This window comes from Sinosporangium siamense, assembly GCF_016863435.1.
Lineage (GTDB): Bacteria > Actinomycetota > Actinomycetes > Streptosporangiales > Streptosporangiaceae > Sinosporangium > Sinosporangium siamense.
In genome coordinates this window covers 55,103-71,551 of sequence record NZ_BOOW01000042.1, presented here as the reverse complement: position 1 = coordinate 71,551, position 16,449 = coordinate 55,103, and the positions used below count along the sequence as shown (strand labels likewise).

The 16,449-nt window shown below is 74.4% G+C and carries 11 protein-coding genes; 7 read left to right on the top strand and 4 right to left on the bottom strand.

Features of this window, described 5'->3' with window-relative positions:
* Nucleotides 1-537 precede the first annotated feature (537 nt).
* Together Ssi02_RS31195 and Ssi02_RS31190 are read right to left on the bottom strand one after the other, a co-directional pair.
* A complete protein-coding gene (locus tag Ssi02_RS31195; protein WP_204031160.1) occupies nt 538-1,083 on the bottom strand; it encodes a YceI family protein in 546 nt (181 codons plus the stop codon).
* A gap of 92 nt (nt 1,084-1,175) precedes the next feature.
* A complete protein-coding gene (locus Ssi02_RS31190; RefSeq protein ID WP_239130140.1) occupies nt 1,176-3,083 on the bottom strand; it encodes a multicopper oxidase family protein in 1,908 nt (635 codons plus the stop codon).
* A gap of 315 nt (nt 3,084-3,398) precedes the next feature.
* On the opposite strand from Ssi02_RS31190, the gene Ssi02_RS31185 reads away from it, so the two are divergent.
* Entirely contained in the window at nt 3,399-4,661 is a 1,263-nt protein-coding gene (locus tag Ssi02_RS31185) for an APC family permease (protein WP_204031159.1), read from the top strand.
* A gap of 230 nt (nt 4,662-4,891) precedes the next feature.
* Here Ssi02_RS31185 and Ssi02_RS39010 read toward each other — a convergent pair whose 3' ends face one another.
* Nucleotides 4,892-5,428, bottom strand: a complete 537-nt coding sequence (locus Ssi02_RS39010) for an amino acid--tRNA ligase-related protein (protein WP_239130139.1) — start codon at nt 5,426-5,428, stop codon at nt 4,892-4,894.
* A 413-nt stretch (nt 5,429-5,841) separates the two neighbouring features.
* Here Ssi02_RS39010 and Ssi02_RS31175 point away from each other — a divergent pair, with 413 nt between their 5' ends.
* The 6 genes from Ssi02_RS31175 (at nt 5,842) to Ssi02_RS31150 (ending at nt 13,237) form a co-directional block, all read left to right on the top strand.
* Complete coding sequence (locus Ssi02_RS31175) at nt 5,842-7,431, top strand: S8 family serine peptidase (protein WP_204031158.1); 1,590 nt, start codon at nt 5,842-5,844, stop codon at nt 7,429-7,431.
* A 4-nt stretch (nt 7,432-7,435) separates the two neighbouring features.
* Nucleotides 7,436-8,389: a phosphotransferase family protein gene (locus tag Ssi02_RS31170; RefSeq protein ID WP_204031157.1), complete on the top strand. Its 954-nt coding sequence runs from the start codon at nt 7,436-7,438 to the stop codon at nt 8,387-8,389.
* Nucleotides 8,390-8,520: 131 nt separating this feature from the next.
* The gene (locus Ssi02_RS31165; protein ID WP_204031156.1) at nt 8,521-9,423 is read left to right on the top strand and encodes a T3SS effector HopA1 family protein; all 903 of its coding nucleotides are present in this window, start codon (nt 8,521-8,523) and stop codon (nt 9,421-9,423) included.
* Nucleotides 9,420-10,880, top strand: a complete 1,461-nt coding sequence (locus Ssi02_RS31160) for a lanthionine synthetase LanC family protein (RefSeq protein WP_204031155.1) — start codon at nt 9,420-9,422, stop codon at nt 10,878-10,880. Before Ssi02_RS31165 ends, Ssi02_RS31160 begins: the two co-directional genes overlap by 4 nt.
* A 140-nt stretch (nt 10,881-11,020) precedes the next feature.
* Nucleotides 11,021-11,836, top strand: a complete 816-nt coding sequence (locus Ssi02_RS31155) for an SAM-dependent methyltransferase (protein WP_204031154.1) — start codon at nt 11,021-11,023, stop codon at nt 11,834-11,836.
* Between the two features lie 132 nt (nt 11,837-11,968).
* The gene (locus Ssi02_RS31150; protein WP_204031153.1) at nt 11,969-13,237 is read left to right on the top strand and encodes a serine hydrolase domain-containing protein; all 1,269 of its coding nucleotides are present in this window, start codon (nt 11,969-11,971) and stop codon (nt 13,235-13,237) included.
* Here Ssi02_RS31150 and Ssi02_RS31145 read toward each other — a convergent pair.
* Nucleotides 13,188-16,364, bottom strand: coding sequence for an AfsR/SARP family transcriptional regulator (locus tag Ssi02_RS31145; RefSeq protein ID WP_204031152.1), 3,177 nt, complete (start codon nt 16,362-16,364; stop codon nt 13,188-13,190). The genes Ssi02_RS31150 and Ssi02_RS31145 overlap by 50 nt on opposite strands.
* Between the last annotated feature and the right edge of the window lie 85 nt (nt 16,365-16,449).

The window sequence follows — 16,449 nt, the reverse complement described above, 5'->3', positions numbered from 1 at the left end:
AGTCGCAACTCGGCGTTGCGGCCAATCGAATGGTTATCTGTGATGGTCCCATAAGAGGACCCGGCGTGATCACATCAGGCCGCTGTTCGCATAAGTCCTCTCAACGTCCCATTTATACGAGACATCTCCAAAAGGCAGTGATCATAGATTCCGTGCCCGAACAGGCAGTTCTAGCAGTACAACGTTACGACTATCCGAATTGTGAGGCCCCGCTAAACAACGCCTGTCACACTCGGGGCGGCTAGACCTCCCACACCTTCCGGTTCGTCCCTCACTCTCGCACTGCGCGAGGATCGAATCCCTGTTCCCGCCGACCGCAGTTACGATCGCGCGTGAGGGCAGGACCACGCGCTCGCGGCACTTCGGGCACCGCGCACCGAGCGGTTGGTGAGAATGAAGTGCGCCCCCGCGTCGGCCGCCCGGCAGCAGCTTGCGAGCCAGCTCGAAGCTCTCCCCTGGGCGTAATGCCACGAGGCCTTCCATGAGCCGTGCAGAGCCTGCGGTCAAGATCCGGCCCTGGCCGGAGGTCGGCGGAGGTCACTGCTTGGCGACGAGGCGGCCCTCGAATCGCACCTGGACCTCGTCGGCGACCTTCAGGGCGCCGAAGAACGCCGAGTAGGGCTTGATGCCCCACCGGCTCTGCACGACGGTCGCCGAGCCTTGGGCGAGGTCCTCGGTCAGGGAGCCCCGCACCTCCACGGGCTGGGTGGCGCCGGCCATGGTGAGGTCGCCCTCGACGCGGAACGACTCCGGGGTGCCCTCCACGCGGGTCGAGCGGAAGGTGATCGCCGGATGGCGGCCGGTGTCCAGGACCTTCTCGCGGAGGTTCTTCTCGATCTCCCGGCGGTCGGAGTCGGTCAGCGGTTTGACGCCGCCGGTCCCCTCCCGGACCTCAAGCGACTCGGCGACGATCTCGACCGTCACCGAGGACCCCGCGGGGTCGACCGAGGCCTCGCCGTGCCAGCGGGTGACCTCGATCGTGAGGTCGTGGCCCGCCTTCGCGCCCAGGCCGGTGCGCCCGGTGCTGAGGAGGAGCCGCCCGGACTCGGGTCCCAGTGTGTAGCCGCCAGCGGTAATGGTCATCTCCCCAGGCTAACCCCCGGGTGGGAGCGAAAGCCGCTCCACCGCGGTCGGCGGCGTGGCGGGATCCGTGTCCCGGCTGAGCGGGGACGCCCTCACCCGCCGATGCGATAAGGCCTCATCATCTCGTTGTCCTCGTGCTCAAGCATGTGGCAGTGCCACACGAACAACCCCTCCCGGTCGAACACCACCCGGACCCGCGTGACCTCCTTGGGGTAGGCGATCACCGTGTCCTTGAAGCCGCTCTCCCACCGCTCGGGGTCCCGCGCGACGCCCCCGAACCGCTGCCGGTTCACGAGCTGAAGCTGGACCTCGTGAATGTGGATCGGATGGGCGTCGGCGGTGAAGTTGTGGATCTCCCACACCTCGATCGCGCCCAGCGCCGGGTTCTCGGTGATCGGATCGCTCCACATCATCGCCACCGGGCGCCCGTCTCGCATCACCCCCAGGCTCATCTTCACCGGGCTCACGCCCCGCCGTACCGCCGAGGCGCTCTCCAGCAGGACGACCTGACGGGTCACCGTCGCCGTCCCGATCGGGGTGAAAGGGGGCAGGGTAAGCCGGTCGGGGGGAACACTGCGATCGGGTGCGGTGAGGGCCCGCACGGTGAACCTGAGCACCTGCCCGGTGCCCGCCGGATCGGCCGGCGCCGCGCCGCCCCGCCGCTGGAAGGGGCCGTCGGGCCCCTCGTTGACGAGGTAGAGCTGCGTCCCGCTCGCGGTCCCGGTGAAGTCGACGATCACGTCGGCCCGCTCTGCGGGGGCCAGCAGCAGGTTTTCGAGCTCCACGGGCGCGGGCAGGAAACCCCCGTCCGAGCCGATCATCCAGAACGGCAGAGCCGACTCGGCGGCCCGGCGCCCCGGAGGGGCGGACACGATCCTCAGGTCGAGGAAACGGGAGTTGCACCCGTTGAGCAGCCGGAGCCGGTAGCGGCACGGCTCCACCGCGAGGGCGGGCCAGGTGGCGCCGTTCACCACCATCACCTCCCCGAAGAACTCCGGGCCCCAGATCGGGGGGACGTCGCTGCCGGGAATGTAGGGCCCGGTGGTGCCGTCGAACCGGCTGCGTCCGGCGGGGTAGGCGAGGGAGCCGTCGGCCGCGAAGGATCTGTCCTGGATCAGCACCGGGATCTCCCGGTAGACCGTGCCCGCCGCGTCGCCGGGCGCGGGCGCCGGACCGGGCAGCACCCCCGCCGGCAGATCCCCGCGACCGCCGCGCAGCAGGTAGAAGCCGGCCAGGCCGGCGTAGACGTTGATCCGGGTCATCCCGAGAACGTGATCGTGGAACCACAGGGTCGCGGCCCGCTGGTTGTTGCCGTACCGGTAGAGCGCCGACCCCGCCTGCCAGCCCATGCCGTACCGTTCCTCGAACGCCTTGGCGAAGGGCGCGTACCGCGACCCCTCGGCCGCGTAACCGGCCGGGATGTTCGCGGCGGCGGGCAGAAACCACGCCTCGGGGTGGCCGTCGCTGTAGTCGGCGCTGAACCCCCCGTGCAGGTGGGTGACGATCGGCACCGGCCCCCTGTAGGGCCCGGGCGTGGCGGCGAACTCGGGGCGGTAGTCCCGCCCCGCCGGTCCCCCGGGCGGGTTCGCCCAGTGCAGGGTCGGGTCGACCGGCAGCATATGGGGCAGGTAGCGGCCCGCCGCGTCGACCAGCTCGTTCACCCAGCGCACGCGGACGGGGCGGCCGACCCGCGCCTCGATCGTGCGGGCCGGCGTGGCGAAGGTCGACGGCTCGTGGGCCGAGCCGTACCCCAGCACCGTCGTCGCGGGGAGGCCAGGGGGCAGCATCTGCTGCCGGAACCGGCGGACCGCGATCGTGTAGTCGTCCTCGGGGCCGGTCGCCGCGGGATCCCTCGGCATCGGCCGGGGGATCGGCAGGGCCACGGCGTATTTGGGGATCGAGGCGGGGGCGAGCACGGGCAGCGCCGTGCGGGAGGATCGGGCGAGGAGCAGGAGCCCGGCACCGGCGCCGCCCGCGAGGAACTCTCTCCTTGAGGGCACGTCAACCTCCCGGTGAGCGACGACCGCCTGTTGTAGATGCCCGCCGCGACCACAAGGAAGGACCTTGAGACGGGAAAACCCCCGGCTGGGATCGGTCGATCGGCGCCTGCCGCCCGGCGGCCCGCGCCGCCCGGACGGTCATGCGCCGGTACCCACATCGGCCCACATACCGGAAAAGACATGCCAAAATCCTTCGCAACACCTCTCAAGGACAACACTTAGTACGGCAAAGCCCGACGACGCCGACAACCCTCCCCGCGGCGTTCGGTTATCGTGCGCCGGAGGGCAGTCCACGACCAGCCCGGGAGCACATCCATGAGCATCTCCGCAGGACCGCCCGGGCCTGGAGAGCTCCGGCGCCACCTGGGCGTGTCCGACGCCGTGCTCGTCGGGCTTGGCTCGATGCTCGGCGCGGGGGTGTTCGCCGTGCTCGCCCCGGCCGCGGCGGCCTCGGGCGGGGGCCTGCTGCTCGGACTGGCCGTCGCCGCCCTCGTCGCCTACTGCAACGCAACCTCCTCGGCCCGCCTCGCCGCCCGCTATCCGCGATCCGGCGGCACCTACGTCTACGGCACCGAACGCCTGGGCGAACTGTGGGGCTACCTGGCCGGGTGGAGCTTCGTCACCGGGAAGACGGCCTCGTGCGCGGCCATGGCGCTGACCGTCGGCCTGTACGTGTGGCCGGGGCAGGCGCACGCGGTGGCGGTGGCGACGGTGGCGGTGCTCACGGCGGTCGACTACGCGGGGGTGCGCAAGGCGGCGTGGCTGACCCGGGCGATCGTCGCGTTCGTGCTGGTGGTGCTGGCCGCCGTGGTCGTCGCCTGCCTCGCGGGCGGCGCGCCGCCGCGCCCGGCACCGGGCGGCGCGGCCTTCACCGCCGCGGGGGTGTTGCAGGCGGCGGGCCTGCTGTTCTTCGCGTTCGCCGGCTACGCGCGCATCGCCACGCTCGGCGAGGAGGTCCGCGACCCGCGCACGACCATCCCCCGGGCGATCCCGCTGGCGCTCGGGCTCACCCTCGCGGTGTACGCCGCGGTGGCCGTCGCCGTACTGGCGGTGCTCGGGCCCGGCCGGCTGGCCCGCGCCGCGGCGCCCCTGGCCGAGGCCGTGCGGGCGGCCGGGGTGCCCGCACTGGTGCCGCTGGTGCAGGCCGGGGCGGCGGTGGCCGCCGCCGGGTCGCTGCTGGCGCTGCTGCTCGGCGTCTCACGCACCACCATGGCCATGGCCCGCGACCGGCACCTGCCGCACACCCTGGCCGCCGTCCATCCGCGCCGCCATGTGCCGCACCACGCCCAGCTCGCGGTCGGCGCGGCCGTGGCCGCCCTGGCGGCGACGCTCGACGTGCGGGGGGCGATCGGCTTCTCGTCGTTCGGGGTGCTCGTCTACTACGCGATCGCCAACGCCTCGGCGTGGACGCTCTCCCCGGGCCTCACGGCGCGGATCGTGCCGGGGGCCGGGCTGCTCGGCTGCCTGGTCCTGGCCTTCACCCTGCCTTCCGCCTCGGTCCTGTGGGGAACGCTGGTGCTCGCCGCCGGCGCCGCCGCCTACGGCGTACGCAAGGCCGTCGCGGCCCGCCGCCCCTGAGCGACGCACCACTCACGGGCCGCCCACGCCATGCCATGCCGCGAAAACTCGGCCAGGACGAATACCCGCACGATCCCCCTGGCGGACGCCACCCCGGCGCCGCCCAAGGCGGGCCGCGCCGGAGCCGGACATCACGGCATCAGACAGGCGACCCCCCGTGCGGCGAAGGCCGCCAGGTAGCCCGGCTCGGGCGATTCGCCCCGGCCGCCAGCCCGCTCCGGAGCCGGACGTCACGGCATCAGGCGGTGCAGGTCGCGCGGGAACAGCGTGGCCAGGCGGATGTTGCCGGCCCCCGTGAGGCGGGCCGTCCACCTCTCCAGCCCGAGCGCGAACCCCACGTGCGGCGGCATCCCGTGCCGGAAGGCCGCCAGGTAGCCCGCATACGGCCCGGGCGACTCGCCCCGGGCCGCCAGCGCGGCCAGGTAGTCCTCGTGGCGGTGCAGCCGCTGGCCGCCCGTGACCAGCTTCGCGCGGGCACCTCGGGCGGCTCGGCCCGGAAGACGGGCCCGGTCTCGTAGACGCGCTCGAAGACGCCGACCATGGTCTGCTTGAAGAACTGCTGCGACGGGAGTGCGGGCGAGAAGGGAACTCGCGGTGCCACCGCACTTTCGCCGCCGCTGGGCGCGGGGGCCTCGATGGGCCCGGTGACGGGGGCCGGCCGGCGGGGCGTTGGGCGCCGGGCGGGCGCTTTTCCTCCCCGCGCTCGGGAGGGTCTTCGCCGCCGGCGGGCAGGTCCGCCTTCCCGGCTTCCGGCGGCTCTCCGGCATCTGCCCGCGCCCGGTGGCTACTCGTCTCCGTCGACGCGTTGCGGCGAAGGCTGCGCCCGCTCCGCCGTACGCCGCAAGCACATTCCCGCCCCCCGGCGATGGAGACATCTTGCTTTGATCTCCGACACAGTGTGTCGTAACCGCCCTGCCGGGCGGTGCCGATTATGCGGTGAATCAGCACCACTCATCCCGAGCGCCCATTTATCGGCATATTTGATCGCTTTATGCATGAATGACGCCCTTACGCATCACTCTTCCACAGATAAGCTCATTTCAGCATTAGTGCGAAGTTTCAAGATCGAACGGCAGGTCCCGGCGCCAAGAATCCCACATAGGAGCAACATTTTGGGTCGACACCGCCTCAATCTCGATTTATCGTCGCGTTGGCGACAAGTAGGTGCAGGGAGGCAATTGTGCTGGACGACAATCCACCTCGAAACACCGGCTTACCCATCGCATCTGCCGATAACCTGGATGGAACGATCCATTTCATCGCACGCCGCCTCATTGTGCACCTGGCCGCTCCCGACGGCCAGCTCACCACTCCCGGCAGTGTCGACGCCCAGGTCCGCGCCGCCCTCGCCGCCCTTCCCGAAGGCACGACGGTCCTGCGAGGCCCGAGCCGTACCGGACGTCTGCTGGTGCTGCTCCCCGACAGCGGCGCCTCCCCCGCCGACACCGTCCTGTCGCAGCTCGCCGCGGCCGAGACCACCGCCGCCATCGCCCACGTCGAACCCGACCTGGCCGACCGCGCCCAGGTCGTCCCCAACGACCCCCGCTACCCCCAGCAGTGGGGGCCCGGCGCCGTCAACGCCGAAGCCGCCTGGGACCTGCAGACCGGCGCCCCGGGCGTGCTCATCGGCGTCATCGACTCCGGCATCTCCCTCACCGCCGACACCCTCGACCACGACGACCTGAACGACCCCGCCCGCATCACGCTCGGCACCGACTACGTCGACGGCGGCACCCCGCGCGACCTCAACGGCCACGGCACCCACGTCACCGGCATCGCCGCCGCGACCGGCGGCAACGCCGCCGGCGTCGCCGGCATGAACTGGGGCTCCCCCGTCTACATCTGCCGCACCCTGGACGCCGCCGGCAACGGCAGCTCCGCCGACTTCGCCGACGCCGTCGAGGAGATCACCGACTACGCCGCCGCCCGCGGCCTCAAAGCCGTCATCAACTACTCCGGCGGCGGCGGCCACAACATCACCAAGCAGCAGGCCTGCCAGTATGCCTCCGACCGCGGCATGCTGCTGGTCGCCGCCGCCGGCAACGACGGCGCCGGGCCCGTCATCTGGCCCGCCGCGTATTCCACCACCGTCCCCGGGGTCATCGCCGTCGGCTCCACCGACCCGGGCGACACCGTCTCCGACTTCTCCAACGTCGGCCCCGAGATCACCGTCGTCGCCCCCGGCCGCAACATCCTGTCCACCCTCCCCACCTACAGCGTCGACCCGGCCCTGCCCCTCAACTACGGCGAACTCAGCGGCACCTCCATGGCCGCCCCCCTCGTCACCGGCCTGGCCGCCCTCATGTGGAGCCGCCACCCCGGCCACACCAACACCAAGATCAAGCAGTGCCTCCAGGACAGCGCCGCCAACCTCGGCAGCGCCGGCTTCGACAACGCCTGGGGCCACGGCCGCGTCGACGCCCGCGCCGCCCTCACCCGCGGCGACCTCGTCATCCCCCGCACGGTCCTGCGCCCCTGCCCGCCGCCCGTCCCCACCAGCCGCCTCACCCTGTGCCTGCCCACCACCTCCGTGCGCTGCCCCTCCCGCCTGCCCGTCCTGTGCCCCGTCTCCACCCTGCGCTGCCCCTCGCACATCGACGGCTGCCCCTCCCGCCTCGGCTGCGCCACCGCCCCCCACCCTGCCGAACCCACCGTCCTCGACCGGATCCTGTCCCGCCTGGACGACCTCGAACGACGCCTGCCCCCCGACGACCCCGCCGAGACGTCCTGGTTCTACCTGGACGACAACGGCGACATCCACGAGGTCTGACTCCATGCTCAGCAAGAGCACCACCCTGGCCCGCCGCGCCGTCCGGCTCCTGCTCGACCGCGGCCTGGTCACCCCCGCCGACGTCCACCGCTACGGTCTCAGCGCACGCGACGCCTCCGAGTCCAACGGCGTCGTCCTGGTCGAACTCGGCGACGGCCGAGGCTACGCCGTCAAGGAGACCACCGGCCCCCGCGACGACGCCCAAGGCGACCCCGACCGCGAGATCGCCCTCTACCGCACCGCACACGACGCCCCCGCCACCGCCCACCTGCTGCCCCGCCTGGAACTCTACGACCCCGACACCGGCCTGCTGGTCCTGGAGGGCGTCGTCGCCGCCCGGCGGCTCGACCGGCTCCCGCCGCCCCGCGACCCGCTCGACGAGCGCACCGCCGCCGCCTTCGGCCGCACCCTGGGCGCCTGGCACCAGGCCGCCGCCGCCCTCCCGCCGCTGCGGCCCGTGCGGCCCTGGCTGCTCGACATCGCCGGCCCCCGCCGCCTGCCCGTCCTCAACCACGACGAACGGCTGCGCCCCCTGGCCGACGCCATCGCCGCCGACCCCGCCCACCGCGCCGCGATGGACGCCGTCGCCGCCGCCTGGACCTGCGACACCGCCATCCACGGCGACGTGCGCTTCAGCAACGTGCTGATCCGCCCCAGCGGCTCGGCCCTGCTGGTCGACTGGGAGTCCGCCGGCACCGGCGACACCCGCTGGGACGTCGCCGGCGGAGTCCAGGAATATCTCAGCGCCGGCGCGCCACCTCCCACCGTCGAGGCGTTCCTCGACGGCTACGCCCGCGGCCGCGGCCGCCCCGCCGACCGCGCCCGCCTGGCCCCCTTCACCGCCTGCCGCCTGCTCATCCGCGCCCTCCAGCTCGCCACCTGGCTCCCCGAGCCACACGCCGAGATCCAGCGCCACCGCGCCCTCGCCCGCGACGTCCAGCCCCTCGGAGCCGCCTGACCTGAACCGACCCTGAAGCCCCCACAACGAGGCGGGACCCACCTCCGACCGAACCGGAGGCCCTCGCCCGACGACCCCTGTCCGCCCTCCAAAGCCCGTCGAACCACGATCCCACCACCCGGAGCCGCCCAGTGATCCACCCCGACATTCCCGCCGCCGGAGCCATGCTCGCCGGCCTGCCCCCCGACCAGGAGGACCTGGAACGCACCCTGTACTCCTGGTATCTCACCGCGATCCCCCTGCCGCCCCGCCCCGCCTCGTCCTCACCCCTGGACGTCAACCCCGGCGGAGCCCTGGACGCCGCCCACGCCGACTCCACCCGCTTCGTCGGCGGATGGCGCGCCGAAAGCACCACCCCCCGCGGCGGCGTCGTCGCCTCAAACGGCGAACTGCGCAGGCACCTGCCCCGTTCGGGCTACACCGTGCCCGCCCGGCCGGGGCTGCCCGCCCGCCCCGGCGACGCGCTGCTCGCCCGCGCCGCGTGGACCTGGCACGACACCGATCGCGGATTCTGGCACACCCGCCGCGGCATCTGGCCGCCGAAAGGCGCCGACCGGCTCACCCGCACCTACCTCAACGTGTCCTTCGACGGCGCCCCGAGAGTGATCGCGCTGCTCACCCGCCTGCTCGCCGAACACCCCCACATCGCCTACCAGATCAAACTGCCGCTGTCGGCCGGCCACAGCGGCAGGGCCGACGCCGTCGTGCTCTACCTCGGCGCCCCCGACGCCGCCGACCTCGACGCCGACCTGCGCGCCGTGGCCGCCGCGCTCACCGGCGTCCTGCGGCCCCCGCGGCCCCGCTTCACCCACGCCCTCGCCCCCGGCATCGGCCAGGCCGAAGGCCCCCTGGACGGCGCCAGCTTCGGCCAGACCCGATGCGGCCTGCTCGCCCAGACCTGGCGCGCCATGCCCTCGCGGGCACGCCACGACCCACCGGCCGTCACCCGCGCCATCACCACCGGCTTCACCTCCGCCGGAATCGACCCCGCCCGCCCTTACCTGCTGGCCGTAGGCGACGAAGGACACCCGTGAACCACGCGGACAGAGCCGCACACATTGCGGACAAGCTAGTCAAGGAAGCCCTCTGGGACGGCGCACGCGCCACCTGGCTCGGCGACGAGATCGAACCCGACGCCTCCGGCACCGGCGGCACACTCACCTATCGAGCACTCGGCGGCGACCTGTACGGAGGAACCGCCGGCATCGGCCTGTTCCTCGCCCGCTACGCCGCCGCCTCAGGTGACGCCCCCGCCGCGGAGACCGCCCGCGCGGCACTCGCCCACGCCACAGTCTGGGCCGAGCGCACCCGCCCCGGCGGCGCCCTCATGTCCGGTACGGCAGGCATCGCCACCGCCGCCCTCGACGCCGCCCACCTGCTCGGCGACGACGGCCTGGCCCGGCACGCCGCCCGGCTCACCCGCGCCACCGTCCACCGCATCCCCGCGGCCGCCGACCTCGTCGGCGGCCGCGCCGGCACCCTGCTCGCCCTCACCCACCTCGCCCGCCGCCTCCCCGACGCCGAGGACCGGGCCCGCGCCGCCCGCGCCGCCGACGCCACCGCGACAAGCCTGCACACCCAGGCCCGCCCCGGCCCGCTCACCGGCATCTGCTGGCCCTCCGACCTCGGCGGCGCCCCCCTGTGCGGCCTCGCCCACGGCGCCGCCGGCATCGCCCTGGCCCTGCTGGAGCACGACCCCGCAGGCCCCCGCGCCCTCCACACCGCGGCCGAGGCCGCCACCTTCGAACGCGCCTGGTTCTCCCCCGAGCACGGCACCTGGGCCGACCTGCGCGACCTCGCCACCACCGGCCCCACCTGGCCCGAACACTGGTGCCACGGCGCCCTCGGCGTCGGCGTCGCCCGGCTGCGCCTGTACGACCTCACCGGCCGCCCCGTCTACGCCGCCGAGGCCGGCGCCGCCGTCGACTCCGCCGCCCGGCGCCTCAACGACGCCGCCGAGCACCCCGCCCCCGTCGACATGTCGACCTGCCACGGCCTGGCGGGCGCCGCCGAACTCCTGCTCGACGCCGCCCGCGTCCTGCGCCAGCCCGCCCTGCGCGCCCTGGCCGCGGAAACCCTCACCACCGCCGCCGGCCACGTCACCGGCGACGAATGGCCCTGCGGCATCCCCGGCGGCGGCGAGAACCCCAGCCTGTTCACCGGCCTGGCCGGCATCGGCACCGCCCTGCTCCGCGTCCACGACCCCGCCCTCCCCTCGACCGTCGCCGCCTATGCTGGAGCCACCATGCAGGCCCGCCTCGTCGTCCAGCTCACCTGCCCGCCCCAGACGCCGCCCGAAGCCCTGCGCGAGCAGGTCGAGACCGTCAGCGCCGCCGTCCCCGGCGCCCGCGTCGAACGCGTCTCCCCCCGCGGCCGCGCCCTGCTGCGCCTGCCCGCCGGCGCCGACGTCACCACCGCCCTCGACGCCCTCAACCGCACGGGCGGCGTCGCCTACGCCGAACTCGACGTCACCGACACCGCCCAGGACTGACCGGCCCGGCACAGCCCGGCACAGTCCGGCGGCACCGTCCCGCCGCATGGTTGCACCCCGCCGCGCTCGTCCCCGTGCGCCCACCCCCGGGTACGGCGTAGCCTCCAACAGACGCACCGCACATCCAGGAGGCTCCCCCCTTGACCGACGACGTGCCGAACCCTCCCACGCAAGGCCGTCCCCGCATCAACACCGACGTCCCCCACTCCGCCCGCATCTGGAACTACCTGCTCGGCGGCAAGGACAACTACCCGATCGACCGCGCGGCGGGCGACGCCATCTGCGCGTCCTTCCCCGGCATGGCCGACATCGCCCGCTGCTCGCGCCACATGCTCACCCGCGTGGTGAACTTCCTCGCCGCCGACGCCGAGATCCGCCAGTTCCTCGACATCGGCACCGGCCTGCCCACCACCGACAACACCCACGAGGTCGCCCAGCGCGCCGCCCCCGCCTCGCGCATCGTCTACGTCGACAACGACCCCCTCGTCCTCGTCCACGCCCAGGCCCTGCTCACCAGCACCCCCGAAGGCGCCACCGACTACATCGAGGCCGACGTCCGCGACCCCGCCCTCATCCTGACGGCCGCCGCCGACACCCTGGAGTTCACCGAGCCGACCGCCCTCATGCTGATGGGCATCCTCGGCCTGGTCTCCGACTACGACGAGGCCCGCACCATCGTGACCCGCCTCATGGACGCCCTGCCGCCCGGCAGCTACCTCGCCCTCTACGACGGCACCGACACCGACCCCGCCTACGTCGCGGCCTTGGAGCGGCACAACGCCAGGAGCGGGGTCGTGCCGTACATCCCGCGGAGCCCGGAGATGATCGAGGCCTACTTCGACGGGTTCAAGCTGCTGGAGCCCGGTGTCGTCCCCGTCACCCGCTGGCGGCCCGACCCCTCGCCGTGGGAGACGCCCGACGTCGCCTGCTTCGGCGGTGTCGCCGTGAAGACCTGACCCGCCGCCGCCCCGGGCGGGCCGCGTGTGCCGCCCGCCCCGCGGGCGTGCGCTGTGAGCGTGCTGTGTGCGGTTTGTGAGCGGCGGGGCCGAGGGTGTCCTCATCACCTATCACCCCGGAGGAACGGGTCAATGTCCCAACATGTCCTTTCACCGACTCGCCCGCCGCGGGCACGCACGGTCACCGCTGCGGCGCTGACCGCGACCCTGGCCTTCACCGCGGCGCCACCGGCCGCCCTGGCCGCACCACACGCCGGCAGCCCCGCCCAGACCCGGCACGCCCAGATCCGGCAGCTGGCGCGCGACCTCGTGAACGCCGGGGCGCCCGGCGTGATCGTGCGCGTCGACGACGGCACCGGACGGCCGGTCGAGATCGCCGAGCAGGCCCCCTGGGCCAGGCGCGACCACGTCCTCAAGGCCGGCGACGAGTTCCGCGTGGCCTCCAGCACCAAGACCGTGACGGCCACCCTCGTACTGCAACTCGCCGCCGAGGGCAGGCTCGCCCTCACCGACCCGGTGGACAGGTGGCTGCCGGGCAAGGTGCCGGACGGCAAGGCGATCACGCTGCGCATGCTGCTCAACCACACCAGCGGCCTGGCCGACTACACCGAGGACGCCGCGGTCCTGCCGTCGATCCTCGGCAAGGACCGGCGCCGGTGGACCTCCGCCCAACTGCTCGCCGCCGGGGTGAAACACCCTCCGCTGTTCGCGCCGGGCACCAAGTGGTCCTACAGCAACACCAACTACGCCGCGCTCGGCGCCGTCCTGGAACGCGCCACCGGGGCGAGCCTCGCCGGCCTCGTCCGGGACCGCATCGCCCGGCCCCTCGGCCTCAGGCACACCTACCTCGCCACCGACTCCACCTGGCGCGGCCCCCACGCCCGCGGCTACGAACCGGACGCCGCCCACATGCCGCCCGCCGTACCCGCCGCGTGGAGGCACCTCGCCGGGCCACGCCGCCACGGCCACGTGAACGTCACCGGCAACAACCCGGCGTGGGGAGGCGCGGCCGGAGCCCTGGTGTCCACCGCGCAGGACTGGTCCCGCTTCACCACCGCCCTGATGTCGGGCAAACTGCTGCCCGCCGCCCAGCTCGCGCAGATGCGCACCACCGTGCCGGTGGACCCTCGGCACCCCGGCGGCCCCGGCTACGGCCTCGGCGTCCAGACCGCCGCCCACCCCTGCGGCACGTTCTGGGGGCACGACGGCGGCATGCCCGGCTACCTCACCACCGGCATCACCGACCGCACCGGCACCCGCTCGGCGACCGTCCTCATCTCGGCGGAACTCTGGGCCGAGTTCGAGGCCGACCCAAAGATCGCCAAGGCCGCCCAGGCGCTCCAGACGGCGGTCACGTGCACGATGTTCGGCAAGCCCGTGCCGGCCGCCCTGCGGCGATGACCGCGGTGACCAGGTCCTCGGCCTCCGGCCGCGACAGCGCCGCACCCTCGGCGTAGGCGGCGGCGAACCCGGCGGCGCCCAGCACAGCCTCGGCCCGCCGCGCCACCGCCCGCACATCGCCGTCCGCGGCGTCCTCCCGGCCCCGCAGCACGGCGGCGGCCCCGAGCAGCCGCCCCGCCCGCTCCGGCCGGCCGCGGCCCAACTCGGCCGCGGCGGCCGCGACCGCCGTCGCCGGTGCGACCGGCGTGTGCCAGAGCAGCGTCATGTGCACCGCCGGATGGTCGAGCCGGCGCACCGCCTCGTCCGGAAACCCCTCCTCGACGTCCGCGTGCGCCAGCACACCCAGCAGCAACGCGGTCAGATGCGGAGTCGACCGGCCGGGCGGCGCCTCGGCCAGACCGGCCCGGGCGTGTTCGCGGGCCGGGCCTAGCCGCCCGGCCCGCCACTCCAGCCGCGCCAGGCCCAGGCACACCTGGGCCTTCGACTCGGCCGACCGGACCCCGCCGGACAGGGCCGCCAACCGCCGCCGCCCGCCCTCCACATCGCCGGTCTCCGCCAGGTGCAGCGCCGCCGCCACCTCGCTCTCCGTCATGTGCTCGGGCATGCCGAGCTCCCGGAAGCATCGGCTGGCCCGTTCCACCAGCTCGGGCGCGCCGGCCGTGTCGCCGGACCGCCGCAACGCCGAGTTCAGGGTGCTCAGCGCGATCGCCAGCCCCCACCGCTCGCCGAGCTCCTCAAAGCCGCTGCGCGCCCGCGACAGCAGGCGCACCGCCTCGGCCGCGTGCCCGGTGTTCAAAGCCAGCACACCCCGGACCAGCAGCGCCAGCGACCGGCCCCACGGATCCGCCGGCCCGCCCGCCGCGGCCGCGTCGCGTCCCGACCGTACGGCGAGAGCCATCCGCCCCACCTCCAGAATCGGATGGCCACCGGGAACGGCACACTCCAGCGCCACCGCGATCCGGCCGAACGCAGCCTCCGCCTCCTCCGGCCCGCTCAACGTCTCCACGGTGGCGAGCGCGTGCGCGACCACCACCACCGGGCGGTGCTCCGCCGGGCCGGGAACCGCAAGCACCCGGCCGAGCAGGTCCAGCGACTCGGGCGGATGGTCGCGCAGGAACCAGTACCAGCACATCGCCACACCGAACCGGACCGCCAGGCCGGCGTCGCCGCACTCGACCGCCCAGCGGATCGCGGCCGACAGGTTGTCCCGCTCCACCGACAGGCGGGCCAGCCAGCGCAGCTGATCCGACGTGCGCAGACCCGGGTCCGCCGCCTCGGCCAGCTCAAGCAGGAACCTCGCGTGCCGCCCGCGCGCGACGCCGGCCTCGCCGCGCCCGGCCAGCCGCGCCAGGCCGTACTCCCGCACGGTCTCCAGCATGCGAAAACGCGGCTCGGCCGGATCGGCCGCCTCCACCGGGTGCAGCAGCGACTTGTCGGCCAGCGCCGTCAGCAACTCCCGCACCTCGCCCCCACCGCCGACCGCCCGCGCCGCGTCCTCGGCGAAACAGCCGGGCACCACCGCCAGCCGCTCCAGCAGCACCCGCTCCCCCGCGCCGAGCAGATCCCAGCTCCAGGCCACCGCGGCACTCAGCGTGCGATGCCTCGGCAGTGCCGTACGGCTGCCGCCGGTGAGCAGCCGGAAACGATCGCCGAGCCGCGCCGCGACCGCCTCGACCGGCAGGGCGCGCATCTGCGCGGCGGCCAGCTCGATCGCCAGCGGCAGGCCGTCCAGGCGACGGCAGATCTCGGCCACCGCCGCCAGCGCCCCGCCCTCCGGCGCGAAGCCCGGCCGCACGGCGGCGGCCCGGTCGTGAAACAGCCGGACAGCCGCGCAGGCGCGGACCCCCTCGGCGTCCGCCCCCGGTCCTGGCAGCTCCAGGGGAGGCACCGGGTGCAGGGTCTCGCCGTCGATCCGCAGCGCCTCCCGGCTCGTCGCCAGCACCCGCAGCCCCGGGCAGCGGCCGAGCAGGAACCCGGCGAGGGCCGCGGCCGCCTCGATCACGTGCTCGCAGTTGTCCAGCACCAGCACCAGCTCGTCGTCCCCGACCGTCTCGGCCAGGTGCTCCGCGACCGCCTCCGGGGCTACGGGCCGCCGCGGCGCGCCCCGGTCACGCGCCCGCAGCACGTCCAGCACCACGCGCGGCACATCGCCTGCGCCGGCCGGGGCCAGCGGGACGAACCACACCCCGCCGGGCGGCGTGAGCAGGCGGCCGACGGTGCCCGCCAGCCGGGTCTTGCCCGAACCCCCGGCGCCGACCAGGGTGACCAGGCGCACCCGGCCCAGCAGATCCACCACGCGGCGCACGTCGCCGTCGCGGCCCACGAAGCTGGTGAGCGGAACCTCCAGGTTGCCCAGCGGCCGGCGGGGCCGGGCCGGCTCGCCGCGCAGCACCGCCAGGTGGGCCTCCTGGAGATGCGGCCCGGGGTCGCTTCCGAAGGAGTCCGCCAGCAGGCCGCGGATCCGCTGGTAGGCGGCGAGCGCCTCGGCGCCGCCGCCGTTCGCCGCCAGCGCCCGGATCAGCTGCGCGTGCAGCCGCTCGCGCAGCGGGTGCGCGGCGGCCAGCGACTCCAGCTCGGCGACCAGGTCCGGACCGGCGCCCAGCGCGAGATCGGCCTCGACCCGGTCCTCCAGGGCGGCCAGCCGGGCACGCTCCAGCCGCTCGGCCTCGGCGGCGGCGAACGGCGCCTCACGCACATCCGCCAGAGCCGGGCCGCGCCACAACCCGAGCGCCTCGCGCAAGGCGGCGGCGGCCTCGGCGGGCCGCGACCGCGCGAGCGCGAGCCGTCCCTCGCGGGCCAGCCGCTCGAACCGGACGGCGTCGACCGCCTCCGGCCCGACCGCCAGCCGGTATCCGGCCGGGCCCGAGACGACCAGCCCGGGATCGCCCAGGACGCCCCGCAACCGGGACACGAGCGACTGCAGCGCGTGCAGGTGGCCGCCGGGCGCCGCCTCACCCCACAGCGCCTCGGCCAGGGTGCTCTGCCGTACCGGCCGCCCGGCGTCCAGCACCAGCCTGGCCAGCAGCACCCGCAGCCGCGCACCCCCCACCCGCACCGGGCCTGCGGCGGTCTCCAGCGTCAGAGGCCCGAGAACACCGACACGCACCTGTCCACTCGCGTTCGCCATGGCAGGCACTCTTCCAGATCCCGGCCCCTCGGGAACGCCGCCGCAGACGTCACGGCTTTCCACTGCCGGCAAATGGGATGTCGGG